The organism is Aestuariibius insulae, from assembly GCF_040783535.2.
In the GTDB taxonomy this organism is placed as follows: domain Bacteria; phylum Pseudomonadota; class Alphaproteobacteria; order Rhodobacterales; family Rhodobacteraceae; genus Aestuariibius; species Aestuariibius insulae.
Window position 1 is genome coordinate 203,997 of record NZ_JBFONW020000001.1, and the last position, 19,444, is coordinate 223,440.

Sequence of the window (19,444 nt, forward strand, 5' to 3'; positions counted from 1 at the left end):
CAGCGGCGCGTCGGGGTCCAAACCTGATACTCCACCGGATCTTCGAACGGGCCGCGCGCCCGTTTTTTTGTGCTTGAAAGGCATCATGTCGGACCTCATCGCCAAGGCAGCCATCGACCGCCGGATCACCGAAATCATCCAGCCTCTGATCGAGGGGATGGGGTTTGAACTGGTGCGCGTGCGTCTGATGTCGGGCAAGTCGACGACGCTGCAGATCATGGTGCAACGTCCCGACGGTCAGATCGAAGTCGACGAATGCGGCGAGATTTCGACTGCCATCTCGGCGCTTATGGATGTCGAGGATCCGATCCTGGACGCCTACACGCTCGAGGTCTCCAGCCCCGGGATCGACCGGCCGTTGACCCGGCTCAAGGATTTCGAGCAGTGGGAGGGCTACGTCGCCAAGATCGAAACCGACGAGATGATCGAGGGGCGCCGCCGCTTCAAGGGCGTGCTGGCCGGGACCGAGAACGACGAGGTTCTGATCGAGATCGAGGAAGGCACGATTGGGCTCAAGTTCGAGTGGCTGAGCGATGCAAAGCTCGTTCTGACTGACGACCTGATCCGCGATGTTTTGAAGACCCGCAAGGATGCGGGGCAGGTGGACGAGACGCAATTCGATGAGATTCAGACCATCGTGGATGGTCCCGAAGAGGAGAAGACCTGATGGCGATTACGTCAGCAAACCAGCTTGAGCTCTTGCAGACGGCCGAGGCCGTGGCGCGCGAGAAGATGATCGATCCGGGCCTCGTGGTCGAGGCCATGGAAGAGAGCCTCGCCCGCGCCGCGAAAAGCCGCTACGGCGCCGAAATGGACATCCGCGTCAGCATCGATCGCAAAACCGGCAAGGCGACCTTTACCCGTGTCCGCACGGTCGTCGACGAGGAAGAGCTCGAGAATTATCAGGCCGAGTTCACCGTCGATCAGGCCAAGCAGTATATGGAGAACCCCGAAATCGGCGACACCTTCGTCGAGGAAGTTCCTCCGGTCGAAATGGGCCGGATCGCCGCGCAATCGGCCAAGCAGGTCATCCTCCAGAAGGTCCGCGAAGCTGAACGCGACCGCCAGTTCGAAGAGTTCAAGGACCGCGCCGGAACCATCGTCAACGCGCTTGTCAAGCGCGAGGAATACGGCAACGTCGTGGTTGATCTGGGTACGACACCCGAGGCCGTTCTGCGCCGGACCGAGAAGATCGGCCGCGAAAGCTACCGCCCGAACGACCGGATCCGCTGCTACATCAAGGATGTCCGCCGCGAAGTGCGTGGACCGCAGATCTTCCTGTCGCGCACCGCGCCGGAGTTCATGGCCAAGCTCTTCGAGATGGAAGTGCCCGAGATCTATGACGGCGTGATCGAGATCAAGGCCGTTGCCCGCGACCCGGGCAGCCGAGCGAAGATTGCTGTCATCTCCTACGACTCCTCAATTGATCCCGTCGGCGCTTGTGTCGGTATGCGCGGTAGCCGGGTGCAGGCCGTCGTTAACGAACTTCAGGGCGAAAAGATCGACATCATTCCCTGGAACGAGGATATGCCGACCTTCCTCGTTAACGCGCTTCAGCCTGCTGAAGTCAGCAAGGTTGTTCTGGACGAGGACGCCGAGCGGATCGAAGTCGTCGTCCCCGAAGAGCAACTGTCGCTCGCCATCGGTCGTCGTGGTCAGAACGTCCGTCTGGCTAGCCAGCTCACCGGTCTCGATATCGACATCATGACCGAAGAGCAGGAAAGCCAGCGTCGTCAGGCCGAGTTCGAAGAGCGTACGAAGCTCTTCATGGACACGCTCGATCTGGACGAATTCTTTGCCCAGCTTCTCGTCTCCGAAGGGTTCACGAACCTCGAAGAGGTCGCTTATGTCGAAGTCGAGGAACTGCTCGTCATCGACGGTGTGGATGAAGCAACGGCGGGCGAATTGCAGGCCCGTGCCCGCGATCATATCGAAGCGCAGAACAAGGCCGCTCTCGAGAAAGCCCGCGAGTTGGGTGTCGAGGATAGTCTGGTTGAATTCGAGGGTCTGACACCCCAAATGGTTCAAGCGCTGGCCGAGGATGGTGTGAAAACGCTGGAAGACTTCGCGACTTGCGCCGACTGGGAGCTGGCCGGTGGCTGGACGACAGTCGAAGGTGAACGCGTCAAGGATGACGGCGTGCTCGAACCGTTCGATGTCTCGCTCGAGGAAGCTCAGGACATGGTGATGACCGCCCGCGTTATGCTTGGCTGGGTCGATCCCGATGATCTGGTAGCCGATCAGGCGGAAGAGGAAGGCGAGCCGGAGGAAGCGGAAGCCTGAGCGCCAGGGAGCGCGCCATGACCCGCGGCGGCCGAGACAAAGACCGGAGTGAACCGGAGAGACGCTGTATCGCGAGCGGAGAAAGCGGACCCAAGGACGCCCTTCTCCGGTTCGTGATCGGTCCTGACAATGAAGTCGTGCCGGATATCTTGGGAAAACTGCCGGGCCGGGGTATCTATGTTGCGTCTGACAAGGCGGCTCTGGACAAGGCGGTCCAGAAAAAGCTCTTTGCCCGCGCGGCCAAAATGCCGGTGAAGGTTCCCGAAAACCTCGCGGCAGAGGTCGAGCGGCAGGTGGCCCGACGTGTCATCGATCTGATATCGCTGTCCCGCAAGTCGGGGCGTGCGGTCACGGGCTTCGAAAAAGTAAAGGGCTGGCTGGCGGGCGGCGAACGGGTCCGCGTTTTACTTCAGGCCAGCGACGCGTCAGAGCGCGGAAAGGCCAAACTCTGGACCCCGGAAGGGGCCCGATATTTCGACTGTCTGACCCAGGCCGAATTGGGCTTGGCGTTCGGGCGGCATTCTGTGGTACATGCAGCGCTTGCCGCTGGTGGACTCGGTAATCGTGTTGTAGAGGAAGCCGCGAAACTACGCGGTTTGCGACGAAATGGTGAAGGCGATGGGGCCTCCACGAAAGGATAGACGAGCTTTATGAGCGATAGTGACGGCAAAAAAACACTTGGTCTGCGCGGCTCCCGTCCGGGGAACGTAAAGCAGAGCTTTAGTCATGGCCGGACCAAAAATGTCGTGGTTGAAACGAAGCGCAAGCGCGTTGTCGTTCCCAAGCCGGGTGCGGCTGGCGGAGGCAAGGGACCCGGCGGAAACGCTGTGGGTGGTGGTGATCCATCGCGTAGGCCCGCAGGTATCACCGATGCCGAGATGGACCGCCGACTGAAGGCGCTTCAGGCTGCAAAGGCCCGCGAAGCCGAGGACGCTGAAAAGCGCGCGGCCGAAGAAAAGGCCCGCGCCGAAGAGCGCGAGCGCCGCCGCGAAGAAGCGGAAGCCAAGGAACGCGAAGAGCGCGAGCGCGAAGAAGCACTCAAGGCCAAGGCCGAAGAGGATGCACGCCAGAAGGCCGCTGCCGAAGCGGCGCGCGCCGCCGCCGCAGCTCCGGCTGCTCCCGCTGAAGACGGTCGCGTGAAAAGCGCGGCTCCCGCAGCGCGCAAAACCACGCGGGAAGAGCCGCGGCGCGAACAAAAGGGCAAGAGTCGCGACGACAGCCGTCGGTCAGGCAAGCTGACCGTGAACCAAGCGTTGCGCGGCGGCGAGGGTGGACGCCAAAAGTCGCTCGCCGCGATGAAGCGCAAGCAGGAGCGCGCCCGCCAAAAGGCTATGGGCGGCCCGGTTGAGCGCGAGAAGGTCATGCGCGAGGTGAGACTGCCGGAAGCCATCATGGTGTCCGAGCTGGCGAACCGCATGTCCGAACGCGTCGCCGATGTTGTGAAATCGCTGATGCAAAGCGGCATCATGGCGACCCAGACCCAGACCATCGACGCCGATACCGCAGAGCTCATCATCGAAGAGTTTGGCCATAAAGTCGTCCGCGTCTCCGATGCGGATGTGGAGGACGTCATCCAGCAGGAAGAGGATTCGGCAGACGAGCTGAAGCCCCGCGCGCCCGTCATCACGATCATGGGCCATGTCGATCACGGCAAGACGTCGCTTCTCGATGCGATCCGCAATGCGCGTGTCGTTCAGGGAGAAGCCGGCGGGATCACCCAGCATATCGGCGCCTATCAGGTCGATCAGGATGGCAAGGCTCTCACTTTCCTCGACACACCCGGCCACGCGGCATTCACGTCCATGCGGGCGCGGGGCGCGCAAGTGACCGACATCGTTGTGCTTGTCGTAGCAGCCGATGACGCCGTGATGCCTCAGACCATCGAGGCAATCAATCACGCGAAGGCCGCCGAAGTTCCCATGATCGTCGCGATCAACAAGATCGACGTACCCGCTGCCAACCCTGACAAGGTTCGGACGGATCTGCTTCAGCATGAAGTGATCGTCGAGAAAATGTCGGGCGAAGTTCAGGACGTCGAAGTGTCTGCCGTCAAAGGCGACGGTCTTGACGATCTTCTCGAAGCTATCTCGCTTCAGTCAGAGCTTCTCGAGCTGACGGCCAATCCTGATCGCTCTGCATCCGGCGCCGTGATCGAGGCCCAGCTCGATGTGGGTCGCGGCCCGGTCGCAACGGTTCTCGTGCAGAACGGCACCCTCCGCCAAGGCGATATCTTCGTCGTCGGCGAACAATGGGGCAAGGTCCGCGCAATGGAGAACGACCAGGGTCAGCGCGTCAAGGAAGCCGGCCCATCGGTTCCCGTCGAGGTGCTCGGCCTCAATGGCACGCCCGAGGCGGGCGACGTTCTGAATGTGGTCGAAACCGAGGCTCAGGCGCGCGAAATCGCAGAGTACCGCGCCAACGCAGCCAAGGAAAAGCGCGCTGCAGCAGGCGCCGCCACCACGCTCGAGCAACTGATGGCCAACGCCAAGGCGGACGAAGACGTCAGCGAGATGCCGATTGTCGTCAAGGCGGATGTGCAAGGCTCGGCCGAAGCTATCGTTCAGGCGATGGAGAAAATTGGCAATGACGAGGTTCGTGTGCGTGTCCTGCATTCCGGTGTGGGCGCGATTACCGAAAGTGATATCGGCTTGGCGGAAGCGTCGAATGCGCCGGTTTTCGGGTTCAACGTTCGGGCCAACGCAACGGCACGAAACACGGCAAACCAGAAGGGCGTCGAGATCCGCTACTATTCGGTCATCTACGATCTTGTGGATGACGTGAAAGCCGCGGCATCGGGTCTTCTGTCGGCAGAGGTTCGCGAGAACTTCATCGGCTACGCCGAGATCAAGGAGGTCTTCAAGGTCTCCAATGTTGGTAAGGTCGCTGGATGTCTTGTGACCGAAGGCGTGGCCCGCCGGTCCGCGGGCGTGCGATTGCTGCGCGATAACGTCGTCATCCACGAGGGGACCCTCAAGACGCTCAAGCGTTTCAAGGACGAGGTGCCAGAAGTGCAGTCAGGTCAGGAATGCGGCATGGCATTCGAGAACTACGACGATGTTCGGGCTGGCGATGTGATTGAGATCTTCGAACGCGAGGAAGTCGAGCGGACGCTCGATTAACAAGTCAGCGCTGACCTCTTCGAAAAATAAAAAGGGGCCCATAAGGGCCCTTTTTCATGTCTTAAGAACAGTTGATCGGAGATCCCGTAAAGGTCTGCTTACCGACCTGAACGACCATTTTTCCGTTCTCCAGAGTTTTAACCAACAAACCTTGTACTGACACACAACTTCCAAGTGTGATGGTTCTCAACATGTCAAATCCTCTCCCCGTTTTGACACTTATGAGATCAGGATAGTTAAGAAACTGCTCTTGACCACAAAAAATACAAAAAAATTACATGGTTGCTACAATTTTACGCAACTTTGTGTCGTCAAAGCCAGTCCCTGAGGATCGGAATGAGTGGAATATCCGCTGGTGGCATAGGATATTCACTCAGATCCGACGCTTTGACCCATTTCAACGCCTGGTTTTCGACAGATCGCGGTGTGCCGTTCCATTTTCGGCAAGCAAAAAGCGGCATTAAAAGGTGAAAGTCGGGATAACTATGGCTGGCGAAGGTGAGGGGGGCGAGACAACTTTCCCACGTATCGATGCCCAGCTCTTCCTGCAATTCGCGAATCAAGGCCGTCTCTGGACTTTCGCCATCTTCGACCTTGCCGCCCGGAAACTCCCATAAACCGGCCATATCCTTGCCATCGGGGCGCTGGGCCAACAAAACCCGGCCGTCCACGTCGATCAAAGCAACCGCTGAGACCAGAACAACTTTCAAGAGCGGTAATCCGCGTTGATGTCGATATACCCATGGGTCAGATCGCAGGTCCAAACCGTCGCATTCCCACCGCCCAGACCCAGATCGATGCCGATCCGAATGTCGGTCTTCTTCATCTCCGCAACACCGTCCTCTTCACGGTAGTCAGGTGCGACCCATCCTTCACGGGCAACTAGAACATCCCCGAACTTGATCGACAGCCGGTCGCGATCCGCCAAAGCGCCGGATTTCCCCACGGCCATGACGATCCGGCCCCAGTTGGGATCCTCCCCCGCAATCGCCGTCTTGACCAAAGGGGAATTGGCAACGGAAAGCCCGATCGTTCTGGCATCGGCGTCGGAATGAGCGCCTGTGACGGTAATTTCGACAAACTTCGAGGCGCCTTCGCCATCACGAACGACCTGATGGGCAAGATCGATCATCACATCATGCAAAGCCGAGGAGAATCCGACGCTGTCCGTCACATCCACTCCGGATGTACCCGTCGCCGCAATCAGCAAGGTGTCCGACGTCGACGTGTCGCTATCCACTGTGATGCAGTTGAATGTGCGCTGGTTCAGGGCCGAAACGAGGTTCTGAAGATCCGCCCGCCCGATCTTGGCGTCAGTGAACAGAAAGACCAGCATCGTCGCCATATCGGGGGCGATCATGCCCGACCCCTTCGCGATCCCCGTGATCGTCACGGTCTGGTCTCCGATAGCAACCTGGCGGGTCGCGCCCTTGGCGAAGGTATCGGTCGTCATGATCGCAGCCGCAGCCGCGTCGACATGACTATCGTCAAGTCGTTCGACCAGATCACTCATGTGATGCGTGATCGCCGCATGATCCAACGCCTCTCCGATCACCCCGGTCGAAGCCGTGAAAATGCGCGTCTCCGGGACATCCGCAACTTCGGACAGACGCGAGACGATGGCTTCGACCGCCTTTGTCCCGTTCCGTCCAGTAAATGCGTTGGCATTGCCTGCATTCACAAGAAAAGCGGCGGCCCCCTGCGACGGGCCAAGGATCTTGCTTTGGCAGTCCAGAACCGGCGCAGCCCGGGTGGAGGATCGCGTGAAGACCCCCGCAACGGCGGTCCCTTCCGGCAGAACGGCCAGCATCAGATCGTCCCGGCCCTGGTAGCGCAGGCCGGTCGCGGCTGTCGCAAACCGCAGGCCGGGCAAAGCGGGCAGCTCCGGAAAGGTATCCGGAGCAAGCGGAGATCGCTTCATCTCAAGGATTTAGCAATGTGAGATCCGACAAAAGCGCCGGATCAATGTTCTGTCCTTCCGGGCGAACGATTTCGGCACCCTCGGTCAGCTCTGCCACGCGATCCTCGATCGCCTGCTGCTGCAGCTCGCCTTCGATTTCGGGGCGAAGCTGCTCCAGAGGCGGTGCCTCCTGCAGACGTGTCTCGTTCAACTTGATGACATGCCAGCCGAACTGGGTCTGAACCGGCTCCGAGATTTGATCGACCTCCATTTCGACCACGGCCTCCTCGAAGGGCGCGACCATCATGCCAGGGCCGAACCAACCCAGCTCTCCCCCGTTGGGTCCAGACGGCCCGGTCGAAGCCTCCATGGCAAGCTCGGCAAAATCGGCCCCGTCGGTCAGGCGGGCAATCAGATCTGTCGCCTCTTCCTCAGTCTCCACAAGGATATGCGACGCATTGTATTCGGTTACCGGCTCGGTCTCGGCAAAACGCGCATCATAGGCGTCTTGGACCGTTTCATCGGTGATCGCGGTTTCGGTCAGACCGGTAATGACCTCTCCAGCCCGAAGCGATCGTACCTCGTTCTCCATTGCCAGCTCGACGCGGCGCGGATCCTCTTCGAGCGTTTCGGCCAGAAGCGTCTGCTGGACGAGCTGATCGAGGATCCCCTCGAACAGAACGTCGGGGGGAAGCTGCTGGTACTGACCCGGCAGCTGCGCGCGCGTGATGATCATATGGCCCAAAGTGATATCGGTCCCGTTCACGGTCGCCACGACCGTATCTGCCGTCGCATCTGTCAGTTCGACCGGCTCAACGGTCTCAGCCGTCTCTGGTGCCGCGTCTTGGGCGAAAGAGGCCGACGCAAAAGAAAGGGCCAGCGCCGTGCCGGCAAGAAGGGAAGAAATACGGATCATGGAGGGTCCTTTGGCAAGCGACGAGAGATCGCAACGTTATGATTGCACCGGCCCGCGGCCGACGTTGACAGTGGTGCAGGCGACCCTTACATCGCCTCAGAGGCCCTGAGCGGGCAAGTCTTGGCCTTTGATCTAGGCGACAGAGCCAGGACGGGCAAGCGACCTCCCCACAGTTTGACATGATCGCGAAGAGCGGAGACGGAATATTGGGTATCGGAACAATTGCGAAGAAGGTCTTTGGATCGCCAAACGACCGCAAGATCCGGGCCACCCGCCCTATCATCGAGAAGATCAACGCGTTGGAGCCCCAGTTTGAAGCGCTCAGCGACGACGGTCTGAAAGACAAGACCGAAGAACTGGCCCAGCGTGCCATGAAAGGCGAGAGCCTCGATGATCTGCTGGTCGAGGCCTTTGCCAATTGCCGAGAAGGCGCGCGGCGGGCGCTCGGCCTCAGGGCCTTCGATGTGCAGCTTATGGGCGGGATTTTTCTCCATCAGGGAAATATCGCCGAAATGCGCACCGGCGAAGGCAAGACCCTCGTTGCGACATTTCCCGCCTACCTCAATGCCCTGACCGGTAAAGGCGTTCATATCGTCACCGTGAACGACTACCTCGCCAAGCGCGATTCCGAGTGGATGGGCAAGGTCTATGCGGCCCTCGGGCTGACCTGCGCCTCGCTCCTTTCCGATGGCAGCGAAGATGAAAAGCGCGACGCTTATCAGGCCGACATCACCTATGCGACCAATAACGAGCTGGGCTTTGACTACCTGCGTGACAACCGCAAGGCAGAGCTGTCGCAGATGCATCAGCGCGGCCACAACTACGCAATCATCGATGAGGTCGATTCGATCCTGATCGACGAGGCGCGGACGCCCCTGATCATCTCCGGCCCGGCCGAGGATCGCAGCGAGCTCTACATCACGGTCGACAAGGTCATCCCATCTCTCGAGGACGAGCATTTCGAGATCGACGAGAAGAACCAGGGCATCAGCCTTACGGATGAAGGCAACGAATTTCTCGAGGAGGAGCTATCGCGTCAGGGCGTGCTTCCTGAGGGGCAGACGATGTACGACCCTGAAAGCACAACAATCGTTCACCATGTCAATCAGGGCTTGCGTGCGCATAAGCTTCTGACCCGCGACAAGGATTACATTGTCCGCGACGACAAGGTCGTTTTGATCGATGAGTTTACAGGCCGTATGATGTACGGTCGCCGCCTTTCGAACGGTCTTCATCAGGCGATCGAAGCCAAGGAGGGCGTCCCGATCCAGCCCGAAAACGTCACGCTCGCGTCCGTTACCTTCCAGAACTACTTCCGCCTCTACGACAAGCTTGCGGGGATGACCGGAACGGCCCTTACGGAAGCCGAGGAATTTGCCGAGATCTACGGTCTCGGCGTGGTCGAAATCCCGACGAACCGGGAGGTCGCGCGCATCGACAAGGACGATGCTGTTTATCGGACCACCAAGGAAAAATTCGACGGCATCATCGAGGAAATTCAGGCCGCACACGAGACAGGACAGCCGATCCTCGTCGGCACGACATCCATCGAAAAATCAGAGTTCCTCTCCGGCCTGCTCAAAGCCGCCGGTATCCCGCACAACGTCCTGAACGCGCGCCAGCACGAGAAAGAGGCCGAGATCATCGCCGATGCAGGCAAGCTCGGTGCGGTGACCATCGCGACGAACATGGCAGGGCGGGGCACCGACATTCAGCTTGGTGGCAATGTCGAAATGAAGGTGCTCGAAGCGCTGACGGCCGACCCCGACGCCGATCCCGAAGAGACGCGCAAGCGCATCGAGGCCGAGCATGCGGACGAAAAGCAAAAAGTCCTTGCCGCCGGGGGTCTCTTCGTTCTGGCCACCGAACGTCACGAAAGCCGCCGGATCGACAACCAGCTCCGCGGCCGGTCGGGCCGTCAGGGCGACCCCGGTCAGTCCTCTTTCTTCCTCAGCCTCGAAGACGATCTGATGCGGATCTTCGGCTCCGAACGGCTCGATAAGGTGCTGTCGACCCTCGGTATGCAGGAAGGCGAGGCTATCGTGCACCCTTGGGTGAATAAGAGCCTCGAGAAAGCCCAAGCCAAGGTCGAGGGGCGCAACTTCGATATCCGCAAGCAGCTCCTCAAGTTCGACGACGTCATGAACGACCAGCGCAAGGTCATCTTCGGCCAGCGTCGCGAGATCATGGAAGCCGAGGACCTGAACGAGATCATCGCCGACATGCGCCATCAGGTGATCGACGATCTTGTGACGGAACATATGCCGCCGCGCTCCTACGCGGATCAATGGGATGTCGAGGGTCTGCAAACGCAGGTGCGCGAGACGCTCGGCCTCGATGTGCCAGTGGTCGAATGGGCCGACGAAGAAGGCGTCGACGACGCTGACATCCGCGAGCGGCTCGAGAAAGCCTCTGACGACTACATGGCCGAAAAGGCTGAAGCCTTCGGCAACGAGACGATGCGGACGATCGAAAAGCAGCTCCTGCTTGAGACGATCGGCAACAAGTGGCAAGAGCATCTTCTAACGCTCGAACATCTGCGATCCGTCGTTGGCTTCCGGGGCTACGCACAGCGCGATCCCTTGAACGAATACAAGAACGAGAGCTTCCAGCTGTTCGAGATCATGCTCGACAGCCTGCGTTTGGAAGTGACCCAGAAACTCGCCCGCATCCGTCCGATGTCCAAGGAAGAGCAGGAGCGGCTTATCGCCGATCTCGAAGAGCGGCAGCGTCAGGCAAATGACGCTGCGGCATCGGCATCGGATCTCGCAGAATCGCCTAGGCCGAATCCCGAGCTGGCTCTAGAAGGCTTCGACGAGGAAGATCCATCGACTTGGGGAAAACCGGGACGGAACGATCCATGCCCATGCGGGTCTGGCAAGAAGTTTAAACACTGTCACGGCAAATTGGCGTAAATCCGCCGCATTCCTAACAGAAAGCTTCCTTAGGCAGGCCAACAGGCTGCCAGTTTGCCCTCCCAATGTAGGGAGGTTGCTGTGGGGGAGAGTGCTGAGTCATGGTTCGGTTGAGACAGGTATCCACTGTTTTGGGCACGTTCGGTGTCGCTGCCGCAATTGGCTTCATCATGCAGAATGAGAGCATTACAGGCTCTCGCTACAATGCGGATGAAAGCGCGCTTTGGGCATCCATCGATCAGGCTGGTGTGGCTCAGGTCGCATCGGTGAATGGCGTCGATGTCATCGGTCAGTCCGATCTGGACAGACCCGCCATTGTCGCGGCCTACTCGACCCAGCTTGACGGAACCGAAATGTCGATTGGCCGTGACTGCGCGATCCGCTCTACGGCAAGTGTCCAGGCCGCAGCTTTGGTCTATCTCTCGGTCGAGGCGCCATGCCGCCCTCAAACAGAGCTGACGGTCCACCATCAGGGCATGGTATTTTCGGCGGTCACGGATACCAAAGGGCGCGTCGCTCTCGAAGTGCCTGCTTTGGCGGAAGATGCGCTCTTCATCACCGCTTTCGAAAGTGGTGAAGGGGCCATGGCCACCGCCCATGTGCCGGAATTTTCGGATTTCCACCGTGTCGTTCTGCAATGGCAGGGCCACCGCGAGGTTGGCCTTCACGCGTTGGAAAACGGTGCAGGCTACTGGCAGGATGGCCATGTCAGGGCCGAAGCGCCTCGGGATGCTGTAGTTGCCATGGACGGAACGGGTGGCTTCATCACCCGTCTCGGCGATGCAAGCCTCAAAGCCGGATACCAGGCCGAGATATACACGCTTCCCCTGGCTCAAAGCGATGTCCGCCTCACCGTCGAGGCCCGCGTGACCGAGCGGAATTGCGGACACTCCATCGCCGTTCAGGCTTTTCAGGCCGGACAGACCGAAGGGCTCGAGCGTCGTTTGCTTAATGTCACGATGCCCGACTGCGACTTTATCGGCGAGAACCTGATCCTCAAGCGGATGCTGACGGATATCTGACGTCTAAAGCAAACCTTCCGACCGGAAACTCAATTCGCAGCATCGCCCGATAATCAGGTGATCGTGCAACGCGATCCCAAGGGTTTGCGCTGCGACCTCGATCTCGCGGGTCACCCTTATATCTGCCTCCGATGGTGTTGGATCGCCCGACGGATGATTATGCACAAGGATCAGCGCCGACGCATTCAGCTCCAGCGCGCGCTTGATCACTTCGCGCGGATAGACAGGCACATGATCGACCGTCCCCCGTGCCTGCGCCTCGTCCATGATCAGAACGTTCTTCCGATTCAGAAAGAGGATATGGAACTGCTCAGTATCGCGATGCGCCATCACCGTATGGCAATAGTCGAGCAATGCCTCCCAACTTGAAACGACATGCTGATTGCGAACGCGCGCCCGGGCCAGACGCGCCGCCGCCGCTTCCACGATCTTGAGCTCCGTTACAACGGCCTGACCAACGCCGGGCACTGCAAGAAGACGGGACGGAGCGGCCGTCAGAACAGCATTATAATCGCCGAACTCCTCCAATAATTGCCGCGCCAAGGGCTTCACATCCTGTCGCGGGATCGCTCGGAAGAGAACGAGCTCAAGCAGCTCGTAGTCCGGCAAAGCCTCCGCGCCGCCGCTTAGAAACCGTTCCCGTAGCCGGGCGCGGTGATCCCTGATGTAGGACGGCGGCGTCTTCGGCGTGACCGCTGACACATCGTCCGGAGCGATAATCGGCGAAGGAGCCTCGGCAAAGAAGGATGTCTGCTTCATTCCGGCACTGTGCCGGGATGAATGTTAGCACAGGGTTAACGACCGGGAGCATTGCTCCCGACCGCTTATCCCTTCATCGAATCCCAGAAATTTTTCACCGACTTGAAAAAGCTCGAACTCTCCGGATTGTTGTCTTCCGACAGCCGGTCGAACTCCTTCAGCAACTCTTTCTGCCGCGATGTGAGGTTCACCGGCGTCTCGACGGCAAGCTCGATGAACATGTCGCCGGTAGATCCTCCGCGCAGCGCAGGCATTCCCTTGTTGCGCAACCGCATCTGACGTCCAGACTGGCTTCCGCTCGGGATCTTAACCCGGCTGCGACCACCATCAATCGTCGGAACCTCAATATCGCCGCCAAGGGCTGCATCGGCCATCGAGACGGGGACGCGGCAATAGATATTGCTGGCATCTCGCTGGAACAGCGGATGATCCGCAACCTCGATAAAGATATAAAGATCGCCGGTCGGCCCGCCACGAACGCCAGCCTCGCCCTCTCCGGCTAGACGGATCCGCGTTCCCGTCTCGACACCCGCAGGAATATTGACGTTCAGCGCCCTCTCTTTTTCCACACGGCCCGCGCCATTGCAGACCCGGCAGGGATCCTTGATCGTCTGACCCAAGCCGTTACAGGTCGGGCAGGTCCGTTCCACCGTGAAAAAACCTTGCTGGGCGCGCACCTTGCCCATACCCGAACAGGTCGGGCAGGTCGTCGGTTCGCTGTCACCTTCGGCACCATTCCCATTGCAGGCGGTACAGCTGACAGCTGTCGGCACATTGATGGTCTTCTGAAGACCAGAATAGGCATCCTCCAGAGTGATCCTGAGGTTATAGCGCAGATCCGATCCACGCGCCGCGCGCCGTCCGCCGCCGCCACGTTGGCCGCCCATGATATCGCCGAAGAGATCGTCGAACACATCGGAAAATGCCGAGGCGAAATCGCCCTGACCCTGAAATCCACCCGCGCCTTGCCGCGCGCCGCCCATACCGCCTTCAAAAGCGGCATGGCCAAAGCGGTCATAGGCTGCCTTTTTGTCAGCGTCCTTCAGAACCTCGTAGGCCTCGTTGGCTTCCTTGAACTGGGCTTCGGCATTCGGGTTGTCGGAGTTGCGGTCGGGATGAAGCTCCTTCGCCTTTCGGCGATAGGCTTTCTTGATCTCGTCGGCAGATGCGCCTTTCGAGACCCCGAGCGTTTCGTAGTAATCTTGCTTTGACATCGGTCGTTACCTTTCGGAACGCAAAGGCCGGCCCGGTCTGACGGGCCGGCCTCTCAAGCGGTTATGCGTTTACGACGCGCGCTTGTTTTCGTCGTCGCCGAGATCTTCGAAATCGGCGTCCACGATGTCGTCATCCACACCGCCAGGCCCGTCTTCGGGGGCGGGCTGCTCACCAGCCGCCTCTTCCTGGCTCGACTTGTAGATGGCCTCGCCCAGCTTCATGGCGCTTTCGGTCACGTTCTGGATGCCCGACTTGATCTTGCCGGCATCCTCGGTCTCCAGATCGTCCTTGAGCGCAGCAATGGCCAGTTCGATCGCCTCGATCGTGGTCGGATCGACCTTGTCGGAATGCTCTTCCATCGACTTTTCGGTCGAATGAATAAGGCTCTCCGCCTGGTTCTTCGCCTCGACCAGCTCGCGGCGCTCCTTGTCGGCCTCCGCATTCTCTTCGGCATCCTTGACCATTTGTTCGATGTCATCATCGGACAATCCGCCAGAGGCCTGGATCGTGATCTTCTGCTCCTTGCCGGTGCCCTTGTCGCTCGCGCCGACCGACACGATGCCGTTGGCATCGATATCGAACGTCACTTCAATTTGCGGCATGCCGCGTGGGGCAGGCGGGATGTCCTCGAGGTTGAACTGACCCAGCATCTTGTTGTCCGATGCCATCTCACGTTCACCCTGGAAGACGCGGATCGTCACCGCGTTCTGGTTGTCCTCGGCGGTCGAGAAGATCTGCGACTTCTTCGTCGGGATCGTCGTGTTCCGGTCGATCAGGCGGGTGAATACACCGCCCAGCGTCTCGATCCCCAGCGACAGCGGAGTGACGTCCAGCAGAACCACATCCTTGACGTCGCCTTGCAGAACACCGGCCTGAATGGCGGCGCCCATCGCGACGACCTCGTCAGGGTTCACACCCTTATTCGGCTCCTTGCCGAAGAACTTGGTCACCTCCTCGATGACCTTGGGCATCCGCGTCATACCACCGACCAGCACGACCTCGTCGATATCGCCCACAGACAGCCCCGCATCCTTCAGCGCGGCCTTACAGGGTGCAATCGACTGCTTGATCAGATCGCCGACAAGGCTTTCCAGCTTGGCCCGCGTCAGTTTGACGACGAGGTGCAGCGGCTGGCCGCCATTGGGATCCATCGAGATGAACGGCTGGTTGATCTCGGTCTGGGACGAGCTCGACAGTTCGATCTTCGCTTTCTCGGCAGCTTCCTTGAGCCGCTGAAGCGCCATTTTGTCCTTCGTCAGATCGATGCCATTCTCTTTCTTAAACTCACCGGCCAGGTAATTGACGATCCGCATGTCGAAATCTTCACCGCCCAGGAACGTGTCCCCGTTGGTGGACTTCACTTCGAAAAGGCCGTCGTCGATCTCAAGGATCGTCACGTCGAACGTACCGCCGCCAAGGTCATAGACAGCAATCGTCTGCGTCTCTTTCTTGTCGAGGCCATAGGCCAACGCAGCCGCAGTCGGCTCGTTGATGATCCGCAGAACCTCAAGGCCCGCGATCTTGCCCGCATCCTTCGTGGCCTGACGCTGGGCGTCGTTGAAATAGGCAGGAACCGTGATGACGGCCTGCGTCACCTCTTCGCCAAGGTAGCTCTCGGCGGTTTCCTTCATCTTACCAAGGATAAAAGCCGAGATCTGCGACGGCGAATACTTCTCGCCCTTCGCTTCGACCCAGGCATCTCCGTTGCCGCCATTCACCACGTTGAACGGAAGGTTCTTCTTGTCCTTGGCCAGATCCGCATCGTCGAACCGGCGGCCGACAAGGCGCTTCACGCCAAAGATTGTGTTGTCAGGGTTGGTGACCGCCTGCCGCTTGGCAGGCTGACCGACGAGGCGTTCCTCATCGGTGAAGGCCACGATCGACGGCGTGGTCCGAGCGCCTTCCGCATTCTCGATCACGCGGGGCTGAGAGCCGTCCATGATCGCAACGCAGGAGTTCGTCGTTCCAAGGTCGATACCGATTACTTTAGCCATATTCATATCCCTCTTTCGTCAGGCGATGTGAGAAATGCGGACCCAAGTCGGCATCCGCACCATTTGGTCAGGCGCAGAATGAAACTCTTCTGCGCGGCTCGGGCGTATATAGTGCTGCCGAAATGGGCCTGCAACCAGAGGGCGGGGTGACGTTCGGTCTTTTTTCCCTAATCCGCGGTGCCGGTCCGCCGCGCAATCTGGGCATCGCGGACGAGAGCCGCAAACCTGTAAAAGCCGTGGGCCATCTTCGAATAGGGTGTCGTCAGGAAAAGGGCCAGAACCGCGCCCAGGTGAATGGCAAGCAAAGCCGGAACCGCACCCGTTCCCGTCGCCGCATAAAGCGCCAGCCCCGTCGCCCCGGTCAGGCCAAGCAACAACACAAAGGCCATCTCGCCCCCCCAAAGATGCGCAGCACCCAAGGCAGGATCCGCCTTCGTCTTCAGCCAGGCCAGCCCGAACGCCCCGACGGTCAGCAGGATTCCGCCCGGAACCCCAAGGAGCTTAGGCAAGCTGAAAAGCCCATAAGGCGCCTCCAGACCAAACCCGTAATGCAGCACCGTCCCTGACGAGGTCGACGCAAAGCACAGCAAAAAGCCCCACATCGTCGCTTGATGCAGATAGCGCCGCGTATTCGTGAATCGATCCTCATCCTCGAAGTTGCAGCCTTGTCCCTGACCGCCGCTCAGGTTGCGCATCGTCGCGGCGCTCCGCCCGGCGTTGCGCAGATCGGACCATTGAACCCGCTGCCCTCCGACCTCCGCCCAATAGCGCCTCAGCCCGATACCGATCACGACGAGCGGAGCCAGAAAGGCAGGCGCGAAAATCGCAACCATCAGCGCATGGGACATGTAGGCGTAGAACCCGTTCCCTGTATCCGGCACCGCCCGGATCGCCGCGAACAAAAGCACCACGCCGAGAACCAGCGCCGCCGCGACGGCAACACCGCTTCGTTGGAAGAGCCGCGACAAGGTTCCGGGCCAGGCGAACCGCTCCCAGCTCTCGCGCCGCGCCTCCGCCAGGGCCGCAGGCAGGTTCAGCGCAAATTCATGCGGCTCGGTGTACTGGCAGGCGTAATAGCAGCCGCGGCAGTTGTGGCAGAGATTGGCCAGCTGCGTCAGATCCCCAGAGGCAAAGGTCCGCTCCCGAAACATCGCCGGAAAGACGCTGCAATAGCCCTCGCAATAGCGGCAGGCATTGCAGATCTGCACTTGCCGCGCAGCCTCGGTCAGGGCCGGAGTTTCATAGGACATGAGAGGCAGCCTCCCGGCCTGCGATGCGCCCGAAGACGGTTCCAATCGTCATGCCGAACCCGGCAAGATATCCTTGCCCGAGGATCGACCCGGCCATGATTTCCCCGGCGGCCCAGACATTCTCCAGCGCGCGGCTGGCGCCTTGCACCCGCGCCGTGTCGTCGACCTTCAGACCCAGATAGGTAAAGGTCACACCGGGCCGCAGGGTATAACCGTAAAACGGCGGCTCCAAAATCGGACGCGCCCAGTTCGTCTTGGGCGGCGACAGCCCCTCCGTCGCCAGCCCGTCCAGCTCCGTCGGATGAAACGTCCCGTCCCGGCAGGCCGCGTTAAAGGCCTCCACCGTCTCGCGCAGCTTGACCCCCGGCAGGCCTAGCCGTTGCGCGAGCCCGTCAATCGTCTCCGCCGTCTCGGGCGGGTAGACCGACGGCATGAACAGCTCCCGGCTCTTATTGTCGATGATCGAAAACGCCACCTGATGTGGCTGCGCGGCCACCAACCGGCCCCAGATCGCATAGCGCTTGGGCCAGACATCCTCGCCTTCATCATAGAACCGCGCACCGTCCTTATTCACGACAACCGAGAACGGCACGCAATCCAGCCGCGTGACGATCCCCCCATCGAATTTCGGAGCGCGCCCGTCAATCGCCACCGCATGACACTGCGTCGGATCCCCCACGCTCTGCGTGCCCTGATCGAGCATATCGCGCAGAACGACCCCGCGATTGTAGGGAGTCCCTCGGATCAGGAAGTTGCGCGCCGCGGGCCCCCAGGCCCTGGCCAGCCAGTCCAGATCGCCCTGAAATCCCCCGCTTGCCAGAACGATGGCCGACCCGCTGACCGTCGCCATCTCTTCCCCGCAAAGCAGATCCACCGCCTCGAACCGGTCCCCAGCGAGATGCACATGGGTCACCTGCGTCTCGTAAAGAAACCGCACGCCCAAAGCCTCTGCCGTCCGGTAATAGGCATTGACCAAAGCCTTCCCGCCGCCAAGAAAAAACGCATTCGTCCGGCTCAGCGACAGCGTCCCCGACAGCGACGGCTGAAACCGGATCCCATGCGCCTCCATCCAGGGCAAAGCCTCCTCGGACAGTCGGATCGCCATCCGCGCCAGACCTTCATCTGTATTGGCCTTGGTCACGCGAAGCAGATCGTCGAAATATTCGTCCTCGCCGTAGCTGTCCGTCAGAACCGACAGCGGCCCACGATGCATGCAGCGAAAGTTGCGGGTGTGCCGCGAATTGCCGCCGCGATAGGGCAGGGGAGCGGCCTCGACCATAAGCACCCGCGCGCCCTTTTCCGCCGCCTCGATCGCAGCGCACAAGGCGGCGTTGCCGCCGCCTGCCACGATGACGTCCCAATGCTGCGCTGCTACGGTTTCAAGCGTCATCGGCAATCTCCCGATCCTCGCGAAGATCCCGAAGCTGCCGCAGCCGCGCCCGATGCGCCGCCGCGATATGCGCGCGCATCACATTCCCTGCCGTCTCCGGGTCGCGCGCCTCTAGCGCTGCAAGGATCTTTGCATGTTCGGATAGCGCCTCCGAGGCCCGATCCCCCTCTTCCATCGTTGAGCGTCCGAGGATGAGAAGCGTCTTCGTCACCGCCGCGACGGATTTCATCAGGAACCGGTTGCGCGCCGCATCCAGCAGCCCCGCATGGAAATGCTGGTTCAGCCGGTAAAGCTCCTCCGCATCGCTCGTCTTCGTCATCGCCTGATGGATCTCGGAGAGCTCTGCCAACTCGACCTCCGACGCCGCCCGCGCCGCAAACTGCGCCGCTGCGCCTTCCAGAACCGCGCGCATGTCGTAAAGCTCGGAAATCTCCGCAGGCCCCAGCGTCCGGATCGTGGCCCCGCGCCGCGGCGTGTGCGTCACCAGCCCATCCGCTTCAAGCTGCCGGATCGCCTCGCGCACCGGCGTCCGGCTGATCCCGAACCGCTCCGCCAGATCCACCTCGGTCAGCCGATCACCCGGCACCATCGCACCGCTTCGAATCTCGGCTATGATCCGATGATAGGCATCCTGACCCTGAGGAATATCCGACTTCGCCAAGCAACTTGCTCCTTTGCCGC

At 60.3% G+C, this 19,444-nt stretch carries 15 protein-coding genes; 6 read left to right on the forward strand and 9 right to left on the reverse strand.

Annotated elements, in window-relative coordinates; all coding sequences use genetic code 11:
• Positions 1-85: 85 nt before the first annotated feature.
• From rimP to infB, 4 genes are read left to right on the forward strand one after another with little or no spacing between them, the layout of a single operon-like run.
• Positions 86-667, forward strand: a complete 582-nt coding sequence (rimP, locus tag AAD018_RS01040) for a ribosome maturation factor RimP (RefSeq protein WP_367313992.1) — start codon at positions 86-88, stop codon at positions 665-667.
• Positions 667-2,283 (forward strand): transcription termination factor NusA, encoded by a 1,617-nt coding sequence (gene nusA, locus AAD018_RS01045; RefSeq protein ID WP_367313991.1) that lies wholly within the window; start codon positions 667-669, stop codon positions 2,281-2,283. The genes rimP and nusA overlap by 1 nt, the downstream gene beginning before the upstream one ends.
• Positions 2,284-2,300: 17 nt before the next feature.
• Positions 2,301-2,924: an RNA-binding protein gene (locus AAD018_RS01050; RefSeq protein ID WP_367313990.1), complete on the forward strand. Its 624-nt coding sequence runs from the start codon at positions 2,301-2,303 to the stop codon at positions 2,922-2,924.
• A gap of 9 nt (positions 2,925-2,933) precedes the next feature.
• Positions 2,934-5,402, forward strand: a complete 2,469-nt coding sequence (infB, locus tag AAD018_RS01055; RefSeq protein WP_367313989.1) for a translation initiation factor IF-2 — start codon at positions 2,934-2,936, stop codon at positions 5,400-5,402.
• A 311-nt stretch (positions 5,403-5,713) separates the two neighbouring features.
• On the opposite strand, the gene mutT is transcribed toward infB, so the two are convergent.
• The 3 genes from mutT to AAD018_RS01070 are packed head-to-tail and all read right to left on the reverse strand — an operon-like array spanning position 5,714 to position 8,218.
• On the reverse strand, positions 5,714-6,112 hold the full coding sequence (gene mutT / locus AAD018_RS01060) for an 8-oxo-dGTP diphosphatase MutT (protein ID WP_367313988.1): 399 nt from the start codon (positions 6,110-6,112) through the stop codon (positions 5,714-5,716).
• Positions 6,109-7,323, reverse strand: coding sequence for a bifunctional glutamate N-acetyltransferase/amino-acid acetyltransferase ArgJ (argJ, locus tag AAD018_RS01065; RefSeq protein WP_367313987.1), 1,215 nt, complete (start codon positions 7,321-7,323; stop codon positions 6,109-6,111). Before argJ ends, mutT begins: the two co-directional genes overlap by 4 nt.
• A gap of 1 nt (position 7,324) precedes the next feature.
• Positions 7,325-8,218 carry a peptidylprolyl isomerase gene (locus tag AAD018_RS01070; protein ID WP_367313986.1) on the reverse strand — a complete coding sequence of 298 codons (894 nt, stop codon included), beginning with the start codon at positions 8,216-8,218 and terminating at the stop codon, positions 7,325-7,327.
• A 203-nt stretch (positions 8,219-8,421) separates the two neighbouring features.
• Between AAD018_RS01070 and secA the strand changes: the two genes are divergently transcribed.
• Positions 8,422-11,133 (forward strand): preprotein translocase subunit SecA, encoded by a 2,712-nt coding sequence (secA, locus tag AAD018_RS01075; protein ID WP_367314227.1) that lies wholly within the window; start codon positions 8,422-8,424, stop codon positions 11,131-11,133.
• A gap of 101 nt (positions 11,134-11,234) precedes the next feature.
• On the forward strand, positions 11,235-12,155 hold the full coding sequence (locus AAD018_RS01080) for a hypothetical protein (RefSeq protein ID WP_367313985.1): 921 nt from the start codon (positions 11,235-11,237) through the stop codon (positions 12,153-12,155).
• Positions 12,156-12,158: 3 nt separating this feature from the next.
• On the opposite strand, the gene radC is transcribed toward AAD018_RS01080, so the two are convergent.
• The 6 genes from radC to AAD018_RS01110 all read right to left on the reverse strand — a co-directional run bounded on the left by radC (position 12,159) and on the right by AAD018_RS01110 (position 19,424).
• Positions 12,159-12,914, reverse strand: a complete 756-nt coding sequence (gene radC / locus AAD018_RS01085) for a RadC family protein (RefSeq protein WP_367313984.1) — start codon at positions 12,912-12,914, stop codon at positions 12,159-12,161.
• A 65-nt stretch (positions 12,915-12,979) separates the two neighbouring features.
• Positions 12,980-14,128 (reverse strand): molecular chaperone DnaJ, encoded by a 1,149-nt coding sequence (gene dnaJ / locus AAD018_RS01090; RefSeq protein ID WP_367313983.1) that lies wholly within the window; start codon positions 14,126-14,128, stop codon positions 12,980-12,982.
• A 69-nt stretch (positions 14,129-14,197) separates the two neighbouring features.
• Positions 14,198-16,123 (reverse strand): molecular chaperone DnaK, encoded by a 1,926-nt coding sequence (gene dnaK, locus AAD018_RS01095; protein WP_367313982.1) that lies wholly within the window; start codon positions 16,121-16,123, stop codon positions 14,198-14,200.
• Between the two features lie 167 nt (positions 16,124-16,290).
• Positions 16,291-17,373 carry a tricarballylate utilization 4Fe-4S protein TcuB gene (tcuB, locus tag AAD018_RS01100; protein WP_367313981.1) on the reverse strand — a complete coding sequence of 361 codons (1,083 nt, stop codon included), beginning with the start codon at positions 17,371-17,373 and terminating at the stop codon, positions 16,291-16,293.
• Positions 17,363-18,763: an FAD-dependent tricarballylate dehydrogenase TcuA gene (gene tcuA / locus AAD018_RS01105; RefSeq protein WP_367313980.1), complete on the reverse strand. Its 1,401-nt coding sequence runs from the start codon at positions 18,761-18,763 to the stop codon at positions 17,363-17,365. Before tcuA ends, tcuB begins: the two co-directional genes overlap by 11 nt.
• The gene (locus tag AAD018_RS01110) at positions 18,753-19,424 is read right to left on the reverse strand and encodes a GntR family transcriptional regulator (RefSeq protein ID WP_367313979.1); all 672 of its coding nucleotides are present in this window, start codon (positions 19,422-19,424) and stop codon (positions 18,753-18,755) included. Before AAD018_RS01110 ends, tcuA begins: the two co-directional genes overlap by 11 nt.
• Positions 19,425-19,444 lie beyond the last annotated feature (20 nt).